Annotated in this window: 9 protein-coding genes; 1 reads left to right on the top strand and 8 read right to left on the bottom strand. The window is 64.8% G+C overall.

Going from position 1 to position 16,813, the window contains the following annotated elements; all coding sequences use genetic code 11:
- Positions 1-46: 46 nt before the first annotated feature.
- From ACHIRB_RS15460 to ACHIRB_RS15440, 5 genes are read right to left on the bottom strand one after another with little or no spacing between them, the layout of a single operon-like run.
- Positions 47-5,128, bottom strand: coding sequence for an amino acid adenylation domain-containing protein (locus tag ACHIRB_RS15460; protein ID WP_395124070.1), 5,082 nt, complete (start codon positions 5,126-5,128; stop codon positions 47-49).
- Between the two features lie 53 nt (positions 5,129-5,181).
- Positions 5,182-9,642 (bottom strand): amino acid adenylation domain-containing protein, encoded by a 4,461-nt coding sequence (locus ACHIRB_RS15455; protein ID WP_395124071.1) that lies wholly within the window; start codon positions 9,640-9,642, stop codon positions 5,182-5,184.
- On the bottom strand, positions 9,639-12,761 hold the full coding sequence (gene nbtC / locus ACHIRB_RS15450; protein ID WP_395124072.1) for a nocobactin polyketide synthase NbtC: 3,123 nt from the start codon (positions 12,759-12,761) through the stop codon (positions 9,639-9,641). The genes ACHIRB_RS15455 and nbtC overlap by 4 nt, the downstream gene beginning before the upstream one ends.
- Positions 12,754-14,109, bottom strand: a complete 1,356-nt coding sequence (locus ACHIRB_RS15445) for a beta-ketoacyl [acyl carrier protein] synthase domain-containing protein (RefSeq protein ID WP_395112804.1) — start codon at positions 14,107-14,109, stop codon at positions 12,754-12,756. The genes nbtC and ACHIRB_RS15445 overlap by 8 nt, the downstream gene beginning before the upstream one ends.
- A 24-nt stretch (positions 14,110-14,133) precedes the next feature.
- Positions 14,134-14,889: a thioesterase II family protein gene (locus ACHIRB_RS15440; protein ID WP_395124073.1), complete on the bottom strand. Its 756-nt coding sequence runs from the start codon at positions 14,887-14,889 to the stop codon at positions 14,134-14,136.
- A gap of 299 nt (positions 14,890-15,188) precedes the next feature.
- Here ACHIRB_RS15440 and ACHIRB_RS15435 point away from each other — a divergent pair, with 299 nt between their 5' ends.
- Positions 15,189-15,653 (top strand): MTB12 C-terminal domain-containing protein, encoded by a 465-nt coding sequence (locus ACHIRB_RS15435; RefSeq protein ID WP_395112803.1) that lies wholly within the window; start codon positions 15,189-15,191, stop codon positions 15,651-15,653.
- A gap of 223 nt (positions 15,654-15,876) precedes the next feature.
- Here ACHIRB_RS15435 and rpsQ read toward each other — a convergent pair whose 3' ends face one another.
- From rpsQ to rplP, 3 genes are read right to left on the bottom strand one after another with little or no spacing between them, the layout of a single operon-like run.
- Complete coding sequence (gene rpsQ / locus ACHIRB_RS15430; RefSeq protein ID WP_199703361.1) at positions 15,877-16,161, bottom strand: 30S ribosomal protein S17; 285 nt, start codon at positions 16,159-16,161, stop codon at positions 15,877-15,879.
- On the bottom strand, positions 16,158-16,397 hold the full coding sequence (gene rpmC, locus ACHIRB_RS15425; RefSeq protein ID WP_199703362.1) for a 50S ribosomal protein L29: 240 nt from the start codon (positions 16,395-16,397) through the stop codon (positions 16,158-16,160). Before rpmC ends, rpsQ begins: the two co-directional genes overlap by 4 nt.
- Positions 16,397-16,813 carry a 50S ribosomal protein L16 gene (rplP, locus tag ACHIRB_RS15420; RefSeq protein WP_199703363.1) on the bottom strand — a complete coding sequence of 139 codons (417 nt, stop codon included), beginning with the start codon at positions 16,811-16,813 and terminating at the stop codon, positions 16,397-16,399. Before rplP ends, rpmC begins: the two co-directional genes overlap by 1 nt.

Raw genomic sequence — 16,813 nt, 5'->3', positions numbered from 1 at the left:
GGAGTCAGGGTCACCCCTGACTCCGTCGGCCTTTTGCGTCAGTTCGTCAGCGCGACGACCACGACGCCTGCAGACCAGCGAGTGCATCCGCGCTCAGACCCGACGCCGACATCGGCTCGTGGCGGTGGTCATCCCCCACCTCGGTTGCCTCTTCGACCTCGGGCGGGTTCGCGATCGCATCGTCGACCGCCGCCGCAAGCTCGGTGATCGTGAGATGTTCGAACACGAGCTGCGGTGTCAACGGCAGACCCGCTTCGATCGCGCGCGCGGACCACTGAATCGAGATGACGCTGTCGCCGCCGAGCGCGAAGAACCCGTCCTCGCCGTCGACGTCCTCGATCTCGAGCAGCTCCTCGAGGATCCCGATGAGCTGGCGTTCGGTGTCGGAGGTCGACGCTGCGCCCGAATCACCAACCGGCCGAACAACTCTGTCGGCACGCGGCGCGGGCGTCCGATTCGGATTCCAGCCGGCCGGAACGACGGCCAAGCCACTCAACGTCGCATCGGGTGTCGCGGCGAACGCGTCGAGTACACCGACCAAGGTGTCGGCGATGACGTCGGCGGTTGCGATGTCGTAGATGTCGGAGTTGACGACGACCCGCACCGTCACCTCGCCGCTGTCCTCCACGACGAAGTCGAGGTGGAAGTCCATAAATGCGACGACGTAGTCCGGCGACTTCGACACGATCGTCGTGCTGCCGTCTTCGGTGAAGTCCATCCGCTGACCGCGGTAGCGGAAGTGCATCATGACCTGGAACAGCGGATTTCGCGACAGGGAGCGCGCGGGGTTGAGCGTCTCGACGAGCCGCTCGAACGGCGTGTCCTGATGGCTGATCGCCCCGAGCGCCGCGTCACGGCCGCGCCGGAGCACGGTCCGCAGCGTCGGATCACCCGACAGATCGGTACGCAACACGACGACGTTGGCAAAGAGGCCGATCAGATCGTTGGTCGTGTCGCCGACCCGATTGGCAACGGCTGCACCGATAGTCGTGTCCTCGCCTGCGCCGAGCGCGGCCATCATCGTTGCCGCTGCCGACTGGAACGCCATGAACTCGGTTGCACCGATCTCGTCGGCGAGCGCCTTGAACGTGGTCCACGTCGACGCGGGAACAGTTCGGCGAACCATATCGCCGGTACGCCCGAGGCGCGCGGGCCGCTCCCGGTCCCGAGCGACCGTGATCTCTGCCGGGACATCGGCAAGCGCCTTGTGCCAGTAGTCGATCTGCCCGCGACCGAACGGGCTCAGTTCGCCGCCGCCGGGCGCGTGGTCGAACATCTCGCGCTGCCACATCGCGTAGTCGGCGTACTGAATGTCGAGTGTGGGCCACGCCGTCGGTGTCTCGTTGCGCAGCCTGGCACGGTAGGCGACGGTGAGGTCTTCGACGAAGATCTTGTTGGACCGATCGTCGGCGATGATGTGGTGCATCAGCACAGTCAGCACATGTATCTGCTCGTCGGTTTTTGCAGCACCGACCGCAAACAGGCGCACTCGAACAAGCGGCTCGTTGGACAGGTCGAAGTCGTACTTGACGTCGTTGGCCAACTCGTCGTCGACCGCCTCGACACTGTCGACCTCGACGATCGGGACGACGAACTCGTCGATCGGGTGCACGAACTGGTACGGATTGCCCTCGTGTTCGAGAAAGGTCGTGCGCAGCGACTCGTGGCGGGCGACGACGTCGCCGACCGCAGTGATCAGCGCCGACCGGTCGAGTGGTCCGTCGAAGCGCAGCCCGAACGGAACGTTCTCGCCCTGGCCCGCGCCTTCCAGCTTGCGCTGGAACCAATAGGCACGCTGCGAATACGCGAGCGGAACGTGTTCTCCCCGTTCGCGTTTACCGACCGCCGGACGACCGGACGCCCGCACCTCCGCGCCGATATCGGGGTCGGGACCCTCATCGTCGAGCTCGTCGAGATCGATGTCGTATTCCTCACGGAACTGCTCGACGAGCACGCCGGCGAGACCGCTGACCGTCGGAGTGTCGAACGGCGCGCGCACATCGATCTCCAGACCGAATTCGGCGCGAATCATCGTGACCAGACGTGCCGCAAGCAGCGAGTGCCCGCCGAGCTCGAAGAACGAGTCGTCGGCGCCGACCTGATCGCGATTGAAGATGGTGCCGTAGAGCGCACTGACCCGAATCTCGGTCGGCGTCGCCGGTTCCCGGTATTCGCGGACCACGCTCAGCACGGGTTCCGGCAATGCGCGCCGATCCAGTTTGCCGTGTGCGGTGAGCGGGATCTCGTCGATCACCGCTATCGACGCAGGCACCATGTACTCGGGCAGAATCGCCCCGACGTAGCCCCTGACCTGATCGGTGTCCAGCTCGAGGCCCGCGACCGGAACGGCGTAGGCGGCAAGGAACGTTCCGAGGGTCTTGTTCTCCGCCACGACGAGGACGCAATGCGCGACGCCGGGGTGCGCCGCGACCGCAGCCTCGACCTCACCGAGCTCGATACGGTAGCCGCGGATCTTGACCTGCTCGTCCGCTCGGCCGACGAATTCGATGTCTCCGTTGGCATTTCGTCGAGCGAGGTCGCCGGTTCGGTAGAGCCGTTTGCCTGGCAGGAACGGATCGGCGACGAAGCGCTCGGCGGTCAGGCCCGGCCGCCCGAGGTAACCCCTCGCGAGCTGTTCACCACCGAGGTAGATCTCGGCGACGACGCCGGTCGGCACCAACTGCAACGCGTCGTCGAGCAGGTAGAGGTAGACGTTGCGGTTCGGGATACCGATCGGCACGATGCCGGTCCCCTGCGGACCTTCGACCTCCATGTGGGTCGACGCGACGACGGCTTCCGTCGGGCCGTAGTGGTTGCGGAGCTCGGCCTCGAAGATGGTTGCGAATCTATCGGCCACCTCGCCCGGCAGCGCTTCACCGCCGACGGGTACGTGGCGCAGCGTCTGCCATTCCTTGACCTTCGGCATCAGGAGGAAGGTCGCCAGCATCGACGGCACCATGTGCACGACCGTGACGCCGTGCCTGATGACGAGATCGGCGACGTAGGGCAGATCGCGGAATGCGTTCGGCTTCGGAACCACAACGCGCGCACCGAGAGTCAGCGTCACGAAGATGTCCATCATCGACGCGTCGAAGCTGACCGACGTCGATTGCAGAACGCGGTCCGCAGCAGTCAGACCCCATTCCGCAGCGAAGCCGGCAAGATGCTCGGCAATCGCGTTGTGCGGTACCGGAACGCCTTTCGGCTTCCCGGTCGAGCCGGAGGTGTAGATGACGTAGGCGATGTTCGACGGGACCAACGCCCCGACCCGATCGGCATCGACGGGGTTCGCGTCCGACAATGCGACAGCGGCATTTTCGGCTGCGGCCAGTCCCGGCACGTCGAGGATCAGCTTCGGCAGGGCGTCGTCGACGAGGTATTCGACACGATCATCCGGGTAAGCAGGATCGATGGGGAGGTAGGCGCCGCCGGCCTTCATTACCGCAAGCGTGGCGATGACGAACTCGACGGACGTTGCAAGCTGCAGTGCGACGACGTCCTCGGGACCGACACGCTGACCGATCAGCCAGTGCGCCAACCGATTCGCTCGCGCGTTCAGCTCGGCATAACTGAGCTCGATGTCGTCCGAAGCCAAGGCGATCGGATCGGGTGTTGCCGCAACCCGATCCTCGAACATCGCCGGCAACGTAGTCGCGGGCTCCTCGACCAGACCACCGTGCGAGATGGCAACGATGTCTGAGCGTCCGGCAGAACCGAGGATGTCGATGTCGCCGATCCGCTTGTGCGGCTTGGCGATTGCCGCTTCGAGGAATCCGACGTAATGCTCGAGTAGCTGCGTGACGAGCGCTTCGTCGAGGGCATCGACGAGGTAGGTCGCCTCGACGCGAGCCGAACCGCCCGCCTGATCGAACACGACCATCAACCCGAGTGGCTCGGCGGCGACAGAACTGCCGAGCTCCAGCTGCGTCGACTCGATACCCGAGAGGGCAAAACCGTATGCGTTACCGCGTGCACTGAAGCTCAGCTGAACAAGCTGCGCGATACCGTCCTGCCCACCGACCCGTGCTGGATTGACCTCGCGCACAACCCGATCGATACCGACGCTCTGGTGAGCGAATGCGGCACTGCACGCAGCCCTTGTCGAATCGACGACGGCATCGAACGTATCCGCGCGACCGAAGTCGGACCGCACGAGCAAGGCGTTGCCGAAATATCCGATGACCGCATCGGAACCACGGCCTCGCCGCGTCGTCACCGGGACCGAAACCACAAAATCCGTTGCGGCCGTGTAGCGGTAGATCAGTGCGTCGAATGCGGCGAGCAGCACCATGAACGGCGTCGCCGAGTGTTGCTGCCCGTAGCCGGCGACCCGTGCCATCAGGTCGGCGGGCAGCTGCGCGATGACCTTGTCCGCAGTCTTCGACACCGCAGCCACACCTGACTGCGAGCCGGGGAGGTCGAGCCGCTCCGGCACCGGAGTCAATACGTTGCGCCAGTAGTCGAGGGCAGCTGCATCGGCGGACTCGTTAGTACGTGTATCGACTGCAACATCGAGATATTGCGCGACGAGGTCTGGCAAGTCGGCACCGTTGTAGGCCGCATTCACCTCGGTGAAGAACACCGGCCACGACTCGTCGTCCCAGCCGATGTGGTGCACCACGATCGAGAGGACGTGCTCGTCGGCGCCGACCCGCGTCAACGACACCCGCAACGGCAGATCCTTCGACAGCTCGAACGGGCGCGCGAAGCTGCGCCGCACCAGAACCTCGAGGCGACGAGTCCGCTTGTCTTCGGCGAGGTCTGTGAGATCGTGCTGCTGCCAGGACAACTCGGCTTCGTCGGACGACACCTGATACGGCTCGCCCGTCTCGTCGACCTGATAGGTCGTACGCAGGATCTCGTGCCTTGCAACAACGGTGGCGAACGCGTCCCGAAGGCGCTGCGGATCCAACGGACCGGTCAGCCGGAAGGCCACGCAGACGTTGAGCGTGGTGTCCTTCGGATCCAGCTTCTGCACGAACCACATTCGGTGCTGAGCCGGTGACAGCGGGCTTGGGGTTCCCGCCGCGCGCTTGGACGCGGGCGCCGCTTCGGCAGTCGCCAAACCACTTTCGCGCAGTCGCTGTTGCATAAGTTGCTTGCGGCGTTCGAGAATATCGTCTGACATTACTGGCTGTCCTTCTATCGGTTCAAAACTTCGTCGACTAGTAAAAGAGCAGGTCATAAAGCGGCGGTCAGTGCCGCTACGGCGTCGTGCCACAGTTCGGCAATACGCTCGACCTGCTCGGCGGTGAACACCGCAGCACTCCAGCGCAGCAGGGTGATCAACTGCGGACCGTCCGGTGTGGACTGCACGCCGGCGATCACGTCGAGTGGATAGCGCAGCGGGAAATCCGGCTCGGGAACGACCGGAAGATATTGCTGCAGTTCCAGATCGCCGATCGGTGCCCATGGCGCCCCGACCGACCCGGCCATGCCGAGATCGAGCCTGCCGAGGTAATCGAACATGATCTGGGGCTCCGGTGCGGCGACCAACTCGGGGACCTGATCGATGTAGCGGAGCAGTCCGTAGTCGACGCCGTTGTTCGGGACCGCGCCGACCCGCTCGGCGACTGTGGTCAGCACCGCACGCGCCGCACTCGGATCCGCCTGCGCTGCCAACACATTCACCGCATCCGCGCCGTGACCGAAACGCGCGGGGAAGACGCTCGTGAACCAACCGACGGTTTGGCTCGTGTCGACGGCGTCGCCGAGCACGGCGTCCTCTCTGCCGTGACCCTCCATCGCGACATACGCGCCCGCCGCTGGATCTGCGCCGGTCTCGGAACGCCACGCAGCCAGCGTGACGGTGACTGCAGCGAGCAGAAACTCCCGTACGCCAATATCTTTCGTGAGCCCACTCAAGATCGTCGCAGTTGCCTCGACCGTGGTCGATGCCGGGACGAAACCGTAGGACGCCCACGCGTCTTTGCGCGGATCGGATCGACGCGATCCGAGCGTCGGGTCCGGCGCGGCGGACTGGCTCAGCCAGTAGTCGAGTTGCGCGGTGACCTCAGGGGTCCCCGACCGCTGCCGGGTCAGGTCGGCCCACTGCCGGTAGCCGGTGAACTCGACGACCGGCTTCGGCACGGTACCCGATTCCAACTGTTCCCAACTACGTGCGAGATCGTTGAAGACAACCTGCCACGACACCGGATCCACCGCGAGGTGATGGATGCTCAGCAACAGAACGTCGTCGGCATCCTCGCGGGCGAACCACACAGCGCGGACCATCGCACCGGACCGCGGATCGATCTCGTCCACCGTCGCGCGTGCGTGCCGCTGCAGCGTCCGCCCGAACTCGCCGTCCGACTCGACTCTGCTCAGCACGTCCGCAGCCCGAACACTTCCCGGCTCGCGGCTGGTCAGGGTGAATCCCTCCGCTGTCTCCGCGAAACGGGAACGGAGCATGTCGTGCCCGTCCAGGAGCACCTGCAGCACGGTTTCCAGACCGGTCCGGTCGATAGCGGAGGGCAGGTTGACAAGCATGTTCAGTGCAAGCCTGCGATAGCCGCCGAACTCGTGCATCCACGACACGATCGGCACAGTGCCGACGTCGCCGTAGCCGAACGATTCTCCCGAGTAGTCGTCGGCTGGACGGTTGTCGATTGCTTCGGCGAGATCGCGAATCGTCTGCGCCGCAAGGATCATTCGCGGACTGATCGCCAGATCGGCACGCCGCAGCGAGTTGACCAAGGCGATCGCTGCGATGCTGTCGAGACCGAGGTCGACGAGATCGTCGTCGATACCCGGCGCAGTTCCTCCGGTCAGTTCCGCGAAAACCGAGCACAGGATGCGCTCGGTTGCCGTCTGCGGCGCCGAATCAGCGCCTGCAGCAACGCGATACGCATCTTGCGCGAGTTCCGTCAGAGCGCGCACATCGAGTTTGCCGTTTGTGGTCACCGGCAATTGCGGCACGGTGAGAACCCGCGACGGGATCATGTATCCGGGTAGTCGATCGGTCAACGCTGCACGCAGCCGAACCGGCTCCAGATCCGCACCCGCGGCAAATCCGACGAGGGTCGGACCGCTCGGCCGCGCCAGCACGACAACCGCTGCGGCATCGACACCCGACAACCGCAGCAGCGCCGTTTCGATGTCACCGATCTCGATGCGGTAGCCCCTGATCTTGACCTGATCGTCGGCGCGGCCGAGATAGCCGATATCGCCGGACGGCAAGCGCCGCACCAGATCTCCGGTCCGATACATCCGCTCCCCCGCCCGGAACGGATCGGCGACGAAGCGGTCGGCTGTCACGGCGGGCTTACCGACGTAGCCGCGCGCGACCTGCGCGCCGGACAGATACAGTTCGCCGACGACGCCGTCGGGAACGACCCGCAGACCCGAACCGAAGATGTAGGAGGTCATCCCGGTGACCGGGCTCCCGATCGTCGGATCGACGGACATGTCGGTCACCGAGGCGACGACGGCCTCGACGGTCGTCTCGGTCGGTCCGTAGCAGTTGTGGACCGCAGTATCGGGCAACGCGCACAACCGTTTCCACAACGGTGCGCTGATCGCCTCGCCGCCGAGTGCCAGCACGGCGAGGGGTGCCCGTTCGCCGGTCAGTCCAGCGGCCGCAAGCTGGGTGAACATCGACGGCGTCGTGTCGATCATGTCGATGTGATGGCGTGCGATACCGGCGACGAGACCGTCGGCATCGCGCATGTCGTCGGCATCGAACAGGTGGATCGAATGACCGTCCAGCAGACCGATCATCGGCTGCCAGGAGGCGTCGAAGCTCAACGACCACGCGTGGGCAATCCGCAGAGGCCTGTGCAGTCGGGCGAACGCGGGTCGGTAGACGCGATCGCGGTGGTCCGCGAAATAGGCTGCGATCGCAGCGTGGGTGCCCATCACACCCTTCGGTTCTCCGGTCGAGCCCGAGGTGAAGATCAGATACGCGCACTGGTCGGGTCGGATCGCGACAGGACCGGCTAACTCCGCGCCACGCTCCAGAGCAGACGCAACGTCGTCGGCCGTCAGCACAACCTTCGGCTTCGCCTGTCGGAGAATCGATTCGATACGAGCGTCTGGCAGGGTGATATCGATCGGAACATAGGCAGCACCGGTGCAGAGGACACCGAGTATTGCGACGATCGACTGGGTGGAGCGCGGCATAGACAGCGCCACAACGTCTTCCGGTTCCACTCCCCGAGCAAGCAGCTCACTCGCAACACTTGTTGCGGCGTGGTGTAATTCGCGATAGGTGTAGCGCTCGTGCTCGCTCGTCAACGCTACCGCGTCGGGAGTTGCGGCTACCTGCCGAGCGAACAGGTCAGCGACCGACACTCCTGCAACGTCCGCGGCTGGAAGCACCGGCTGTTCGGGGCGTTCGGACGGCAGCAACACGTCGAGGCCGGAAAGGCCACCGTCACCGATGTCAGGGAGTTGGCGAAGGACCGAGATCAGCCGAGTGCCGATGTCGGGCAACGAGAGCTGCGGCAGCATCTCTTCGACCGCTTCGACAACGACCGTCAGCTCGCCGTCGAGCAGGAAGCACACAACCGCAAGCGGGTAGTGGGTCAGACTTTCGGAATGGATCGGCCGGAACCGGGTTCCGCTGCCGGTTGTGATCGGCCGCAGCACATCCGACACCGGTGCGTTCTCGTAGACGAAGAGAGTGTCGAACAGCGCGCCCTTGCCTGCAGCTCGCTGAATCGTCGACAAGCTCAGGTAGCCGTTGTCGCGCATGACAGCGGATTCACGTTGCAGCCGCACACATTGACCGACGACGCTGGAGTCGTTGTCCTCCAACAGCACTCGAACAGGGATCGTGTTGATGAACAGCCCGATCATCGTCTCGACGCCCGCGAGCTCCTGCGGTCGTCCCGACACCGTCGTACCGAACACCAAGTCGCGACGGTCGGTGAGCCTGCTCTGTACAACCGACCAGGCGAACTGGACGACGGTGTTCATGGTCAGGCCGTTGGTGCGAGCCCAACTCTGTAGCCGGTCGGTGTCCGAAGCCTCGAGGACCTGCTTGAACAGCTGCGGGACAACGGTATTGATGGTCGAATCGGTCCGGTCGGCGACGATCAGCGGACCACTGACCGCACCGAGATAGTCGGCCCACTTCGCCGCTGCGGCATCGGAGTCACGGGAAGCCAGCCACCCGATGTAGTCGCGATACGGGCGCGGATCGGGCAGTGCCGTAGCCGAACCGTTTGCCTCGTACAAGGCGAACAGCTCACGGAAGAAGACGCCGAGCGACCAGCCGTCCATAAGGATGTGGTGTGCGGTGACCACCATTCGACGTGAACCGTCCGGCAGTGTCACCAGCACCACGCGGAGCGCAGGACCGGATGCCAGATCGAAACCCGTGCGCGCTTCGGATTCGGCGAGTGCGTCGAATTCCGCTGCGCTGGCATTACGTTCGAACCACGGCAGGTCGACTCGGGTCGGGACGATCTGCACGGGCTTCGGCAGATCACGGTCCCAGAACGCGGCGCGCAGATTCGCGTGCCGGTCCAGGATGACCTCGACGCAGCGCCGCAGCAACGCCGCATCGACCGGTCCGCCGACTTCGATCACGAACTGCATCGTGTACAGGTCGTCGTCGCCTGCCAGACGCGCGAGCGAGAACAGCCCCTCCTGGAGCGGACTCAGTGCGAGAACGTCCTCGATTTCCGGTGCGCTCACGAGTGAACACCGCCATCGGACATCAGGGCTACGACATCGTCGAGCGAGGCACCACCCATGATCGCCGTGACAGGCAACTCGCGATTCAACTCCACCTTGATCCGCTTTCGCAGATCGAGTGCCTGCAACGAATCGAGTCCGAGTGCAACGAGCGGTGTCGAACCGTCGACCGAGTCGGAACCGTCCGCGCCCATCACCCGGTCGAGTTCGCGGCGAACGCGCTCGGCGAACGAGGCCACCGCCGCTTCGGGCGTGACCGCGGGTGAGGCTGATGCGGCTGCGATCGGCGCACGAGGCTCAGGTTCGGGCACCGATTCGGTGACCGCAGGTATATCGACGACCGCCTCTTCGACGGTGGCGAGACCCTGCGCGAACACGGGCTCCAGACCGATCGCATCGGCGATCGAACGTAGCCGCGGCCATTCCGCAGAGAGAACGATGCTGTTGGTATCGGTGTGGTCGAAGCCTGCTGCGATCGCCGCGGCCGGGTGCATCGCGACAAGCCCTGAACCCTTGACCCGAGCGTGCACCGAGTCGTCGGCCTGCGGCGGAAGGACCCACAGCCCCCATTGCACCGACGTGCAGTCGCGTCCCTGCGCCCGCAAACGGTGGGCGATCGCGTCGAGTATGCGGTTGGTACCCGCGTACAACGTCTGACCCCAGCCACCCAAAGTCGCCGCAAAAGACGAGCAGAGCAACAGCCTGCACTCGTCGGTGAGCGGTACGGCGTTCAGGACATTTTCTAGCCCGATGATCTTCGACGCCGCCGCTGCTGCGGCCGAGTGCGCGTCGACATCGGAGGACACCGAGTAGGTGTAGTTGACGGCAGCATGCACGAGAACGCTCGCAGGATTGCCGGCAAACCCGGCCGCGAGGTCCGCGACCGCCGACGCGTCGGAGACGTCGCACGCCACCACGACGACCTCGGTCGACCCGAGCGCCCGGATCTCCCGAAGTCGCTGTGCCGTCGCCGCAGTCTCACCAGTACGGCTGACCAGGGTGATCCGCCCGGCGCCGTCGCGAACGAACTGCTCGCAGAATTCGAGCCCGACGTGGCCGGTGCCGCCGAGGACGAGCACGTTGCGCAGGTCCCGTGGTTCGGCGGCAGGTGCCGCGTCGGTCGCGACGAGACGCTTCGCGTGTAACTTGCCGTCCCGCAACGCGAGTTCCGGTTCGTTCGCGGTATGAACGGCGTCGAGTATGCGATCGGCAAGTGTCACATCGTCGACCGTCGAAAGATCCGCCGGCAGGTCGAGGTGGCGCAACGTCCTACCGATGTGTTCCAGTGCGATACAACGGAATCCGGCTGTGACGGCGCTGTGCACCGACCCCGGCACCTCTCCTTCGACAACGGCCTCACCGCCGCTGGTCACGACCCACCATTCGTCGACGTCATCGCCGAGCACTGCGGCCCAATCACGACTTCCGACAACGTCGGCGAACTCCGAAACCGCTGAGGCGTAGTCGGATTCGGCGGTCGGCGGCACGAAAATCACCACGGTGTCGGCGCTACGCTCACCGGCCTCGCCGTCGAGGTGGACGGTCGCATCATGGCGCGAAGCTCGCTGTGCAATGGCCCCGGCCAGCGCCGAACTGCTGCCGGCAGGATCGACCAGCCGGATCGTGCGTGGCGCAACCAATTTGCGGCGCGCCAGCCGCGGCCACTCTTCCACGAGGCGAGCCGGCGGCGTCATTGCCGCCTGAGCCGAGACCGACACCACGCGCGCGGGCGGGGCGTAGGGCGCCCACAGATGTCGCGAGTTCATCTGGGTGTGCGGGAAGTCTCGTAGCGGCGGAACAGCGGCGGTGTTCGCATCGGAGTCTTCTCGGAGGCTGTCCCACGAGTAGTCGAGATCGGCGACGGCGACCGTTGCGACGTTGCGGGTGAATTCGCGCAGGTCGGTCTCGGTGCGACGCGATGTGCCGATCACCTGATAGTCGCGGTCGGGCGCCGAACTCAACGTCTCCTGCACAGCGAGCATCAGGGTCGGATGTTCGGCAATCTCGATGTAGGTGTCGATACCGCGGTCGGCCGCGCCCGCGACCGCGAGGTCGAAGCGCACGCGATTTCGCAGATTCCAGAACCAGTAGTCGGCGACAGGGAACTCACTCGTGATCGCGCCTCCGAGTGTGGCTCCGAGGCAATCGATCTCGGGAACCGCGAACTCCTTGTTGTCCAAATCCTCCGCTACCGAGGTGAATTGGTCGCGAAACTGGTTCACCATCGACGTGTGCGCCGGGTACTGAACGCGAATCTCCTTGGCGAACCGTCCACGCGCGTTGACCAATTCGACGATCTGCAACACCGTGTCCCTGTCGCCGGAGATGCACAACAGATGGGCCGAGTTCACGACCGACAGCTCGGTCCACCCGGTCTGCCTGGCGATCAGCGCTTCGCACTCGTCACGATCGATGCCGAGTACCGCCATCGAATAGCCGGAAAGCGACAGTGCGGCAACCGCATTCGCCCGAATTGTCACCACCCGGATCGCGTCGGCGAGCGTGGAGGCCCCCGACACGTAGACGGCCGCGATCTCGCCCTGGCTGTGCCCGACCGTTGCCGCCGGTTCGATACCTGCCGCACGCCACATCGCAGCGAGGCCGACCATCTGCATCAGCAGAGCAGGCTGAACGATCTCGACAGCGTCGGGACGCTCGCCGTCCTTCTCCGAATCGTGCAGTAGGTAGGCCAGCGGCGAGATTCCGAACAACCGCGCGAAATGCTCCTCTGCTTCGTCGACAGCCTTCCGGAACACCGGCGACTCGCTGTAGAACATCCGCCCCATGCCCGGGTATTGGCTGCCCTGACCCGGAAAAACGTAGGCCCGCTTCCGCTTCGTCGCGGGACCGATCGAGGTGACGACTTTCGGATTCGGACTGTCCTCCGCGATCGACGTCAGCGCTGCGTCGAGCTCGGTCCGGTCGCGAACCATCGCCAGCGCGCGGAACCGTCGCGCCGTCCGTGTTCGAAACAGCGTCGCGGCAACCTGCGCGGGCGTCACCTCCGGACGCTGCGCGAGATAGTCGAGCAGTGCGACGGACTCCCGCCGCAACGTCTCCCTCGTGTCCGCCGAGAGCAGCACCGATGTCGTGCCGTCGGGCAGTAGGTACCTAGACAAGGTTCGACTCCTCGAGAACTGGCATCGCGATAATGCCGTGAGCGTTGGTTCCTGCCACGCCGAACGACGACACCGCGCCGTACCGGACACCGTCGCATGCTTCCCACGGTTCGAGCTTGGCGGCCAGACGCAGGGTGGTCGCATCCCAGTCCGTCGCCGTCGTGGGGTCGTCCGCGTACAGACTCGGCGCGATCTGACCGTTCACCCCGCACAGCAGCAACTTGATCAGGCCGAGCATGCCCGCAGCCGCCTGCGCGTGTCCCACATTGGTTTTCACCGAGCCGAGCCGCGGTCCGCGCGTCGACAGTTCCGGATCGCCGTAGGTCTTGCACAGCGCGTCGAGCTCGAGCGGATCGCCGACGGGGGTTCCGGTCCCGTGCCCTTCGATGACATCGACGAGCTCCGCCGATATCCCTGCAGCGGCAATCGTGTTGCGCACCAACCGCTCCTGTGCCGACGCGCTCGGAACGACGATCGGCGCACCCTTGCCGTTGTGGTTGATTCGGGTGGCGAGCACACGTCCGTACACCCGGTGACCGAGGCTGCGGGCACGCGATTCACGTTCCACCACAACAACTCCCGCACCTTCACCCCAGACCGTTCCGGTCGCACTCTCGGAGTAGGCGCGGATCCGGCCGTCGGTGGCCAGCGCATTGTTCTTGGCGAATTCGTAGAACGCTGCGGGCGAACCCATGACACAGACTGCCCCCGCGAGTGCCCATTCACATTCGTCACCACGGATCGCGGCGGCAGCCTGATGCAATGCCGTCAGCGACGATGCGCACGCCGTATCGACGGTGACCGACGGCCCGGTGAGGCCGAGGCAGTGCGAGATCCGGCCTGCAACCGCGCCCAGCGCGGTGCCGACGACGCGATAGCCACTGAGGTCGTTCACTTCGGCTGCCCGAGGTCCGTACTCGGAGATCGACGCTCCCATAAAGACGCCGACCTCGTCGCCGTCGAGCGTGGCAGGGTTGATGCCGGCATGTTCGAGTGCCCGCCACGCGACCCGGAGAATCACCCGCTGCTGCGGGTCCATCGCGATCGCTTCCCGAGGTGTGATCCCGAAGAACGCCGGATCGAACTCGGTCGCACCGTCGAGGAAGCCACCAGCGTCGCGGACCGCACCCCAGCCCTCGACCTGATCGAGGGCGAGGAGTTCGTCGAGTGGCCATTCCCGATCGCGCGGGAAGCGGCCGATCAGATCTCGTCCGTCGGCCAGCGCCGACCAGTACGCGGGCAGGTTGTCGATGCCTCCCGGCGCCTCGACCCCCATTCCAGCGATGACGATGTGGTCGACCTCGCCGGACGCTGTTTCGGTCGATGAATCGGGTGCTGCGGGTGTCATGTGAGCCTCTCGAGTCGAGCCGAACTAGTGTGCGGACGCGACTTCGGATTCGAGCAGTTCGGCGATGCCGTCGACGTTGTCGTTCAAGTAGAAGTGCCCGCCGTCGAACAGGGTGACCTCGATGTCCTGTTCGCTGTGCTTGGCCCAGCCGTGCAGTTCACGAGCGGTGACGTAGTCGTCCTCGGATCCGCCCAGGACGTGAATTCGAGTGCGCACCTTGACCTCCGGCGGGCATTCGTAGGCGTCGAAGGCCTGATAGTCGGCTTTGAGCGCAGGCAGTGCAAGCTTCATAACTTCGCGACTGGCAAGCACGGCGGCACCTGTCCCATTGAGTGCTGCCAGGTGATCGAGCAGGTCTTCGTCACGCGTTGGATGGGAGGGCATGTCGACGACCCGCGACGGCGATACCGCTCCCGAGGCACCGAGCAGACCGATCTCGATACCGGCGGCTTCGGCCTGCCGCACGAATTCGAAGCCGACCATCGCGCCCATGCTGTGCCCGAACACTGTGATGGGAACGTCACGGTTGTATTCGGAGGTCACGAATTCCGCGAGCGCACCCGCAGCAAGTTCTCCGATGCTCGTCGCCATCGGCTCCTTCGCGCGGTCTTGGCGGCCGGGGTACTGGAAGATGATGACGTCGAAGTTCGCGCTGAGCGCCTTCGAGAAAGTCCGATACGCCGACGCGCCTGTTCCCGCGTGCGGGAAGATCAGCAGCGGCAACGCCGAGGTCGAGCTCGGCTTGTGGAACTTGCGAATCCAACCAACGGTTTTCGGCATATCACTACTCCTGCGTTTAACGGAGTTGACTCCTGAGGTAGCCACCGCGGCGAGAACAGCGGGCTGGAACAGGTGGAACCGACCGCACGCAACGACTAGCTAGTCCAACTCATTGAATGTTGGTTAGCATAACCTATCTCGTTAGAGAGGCCCACGGCCCTCAGCCAGCGAGCGACCGATCACGGCGTGATTACGACCACGTACACCGGAAGGGATTGGCTGCCCTTGATCATATGCGTAGGCTTACCTAACACTGCTGTGCAGCAACAGCGGACACACACAGATTGGCAAGGACGACTATGACTCACTGGAAGAGAGCGGCGACCTTCACAGCCGCGGCGATCATCGCCACCCTCGGCCTGCTCGCAGGACCGACGGCAATCGGTTCCGCAGCACCGAGCGACCTCCCCATTCACCAGGTCGCGGCACCGACCACCGGCCAGCTGCGCGCCAATCTCGCAACCGCCGTCGACATCAGCTTGCCGCGCTCGGTCCGTGGTGCAGCGCTGGAAGCCGGCGAAGCCGGACTCGGCCAGGTCGACACCGTCGCAGGTCTGCTCGCGGCCGCTCCCCCGAGCTTCCGTTGGGACGTCGTCGGACCCGTCACCGTGAACGGTGACCTCGCGACCGCAACTCTGTTCACGGCCACCGATGGCTACGACCCGTGGACCACACAGGTCAGCTGGCGCGAAATCGACGGCCAGTGGAAGCTCTCGCGTGCAGGCCAGTGCGCGCTCGGCCAGTTCCTCGCACTGCCTTGCTGAAACACCGCTAGCACGACGGAGCTGACGCTCCTGCAACGACAACGATGGGCGCTCGAGCCGCATGCACGGCACGGGCGCCCATTGTCGTGTCCCCTGTCGGCGCACCGACCGGGGTCAGGGGTCCTTTCACCACGTTCGGCGGCAGCAGGGGTCCCCCGACACCGACCGCAGGCAACGCAGAAAGGCCCGTCCCAACAGGGACGGGCCTTTCGCGTTTTTGCTCTTACTTCGCGCGCTCGAGCACCTCGACCAAACGCCAGCGCTTGGTCGCAGAGGTCGGGCGGGTCTCCATCAGCTGGACGCGGTCGCCGACACCAGCTGTGCTGTTCTCGTCGTGCGCCTTCACCTTGGTGGTGCGACGGATGATCTTGCCGTACAGGGGATGCTTCACGCGGTCTTCGAGCTCGACCACGATCGTCTTCTGCATCTTGTCCGAGACCACGTAGCCGGTCCGGACCTTCCGACGGTTACGTACTTCTTCCGTGCTCACTGCTTTGTCCTCACTCATGCGGCATCTCCATCACTCACGGGTCCGGCGGCCAGGCCGAGCTCGCGCTCACGCATGACCGTGTAGACACGGGCGATCTCGTGACGAACGGTGCGCAGCCGACGGTTGTTGTCGAGCTGTCCGGTCGCCATCTGGAAGCGCAGGTTGAACAGCTCTTCCTTCGACTCACGCAGTTTCGCGATCAGCTCTTCTTCGGTGAGCTCACGGAGCTCTGCGGCTGGGGTACCAGTAGCCATCAGAACTGCTCCTCTCTCGACACGATCCTGCACTTGCACGGGAGCTTGTGCATCGCGCGGCGCAGGGCCTCGCGAGCGGTCTCCTCGTTGGGGTATGTCATCTCGAACATGACGCGGCCCGGCTTGACGTTGGCGATCCACCACTCCGGCGAACCCTTACCGGAACCCATGCGGGTCTCGGCAGGCTTCTTGGTAAGCGGGCGATCCGGGTAGATGTTGATCCAGATCTTGCCGCCGCGCTTGATGTGGCGGGTCATGGCAATACGAGCTGCCTCGATCTGCCGGTTGGTGATGTAGGCAGGCTCGAGAGCCTGAATGCCCCAGTCACCGAACGTCACCGCGGTACCGCCCTTGGCTGCACCGTTACGGCTCGGGTGGTGCTGCTTGCGATGCTTGACCTTACGTGGCATCAACAT

Source organism: Antrihabitans spumae, from assembly GCF_043944905.1.
Taxonomy (GTDB): domain Bacteria; phylum Actinomycetota; class Actinomycetes; order Mycobacteriales; family Mycobacteriaceae; genus Antrihabitans; species Antrihabitans spumae.
Note: the sequence above shows the minus strand (reverse complement) of the source record. Positions and strands in the feature narration are given on the sequence as shown.

Coding starts and splice junctions, on each gene's coding strand:
- ACHIRB_RS15460 (WP_395124070.1), bottom strand. CDS start 5,128: ATGTCAGACGATATTCTCGAACGCCGCAAGCAACTTATGCAACAGCGA.
- ACHIRB_RS15445 (WP_395112804.1), bottom strand. CDS start 14,109: ATGACACCCGCAGCACCCGATTCATCGACCGAAACAGCGTCCGGCGAG.
- ACHIRB_RS15440 (WP_395124073.1), bottom strand. CDS start 14,889: ATGCCGAAAACCGTTGGTTGGATTCGCAAGTTCCACAAGCCGAGCTCG.
- ACHIRB_RS15435 (WP_395112803.1), top strand. CDS start 15,189: ATGACTCACTGGAAGAGAGCGGCGACCTTCACAGCCGCGGCGATCATC.
- rpsQ (WP_199703361.1), bottom strand. CDS start 16,161: ATGAGTGAGGACAAAGCAGTGAGCACGGAAGAAGTACGTAACCGTCGG.
- rpmC (WP_199703362.1), bottom strand. CDS start 16,397: ATGGCTACTGGTACCCCAGCCGCAGAGCTCCGTGAGCTCACCGAAGAA.
- rplP (WP_199703363.1), bottom strand. CDS start 16,813: ATGTTGATGCCACGTAAGGTCAAGCATCGCAAGCAGCACCACCCGAGC.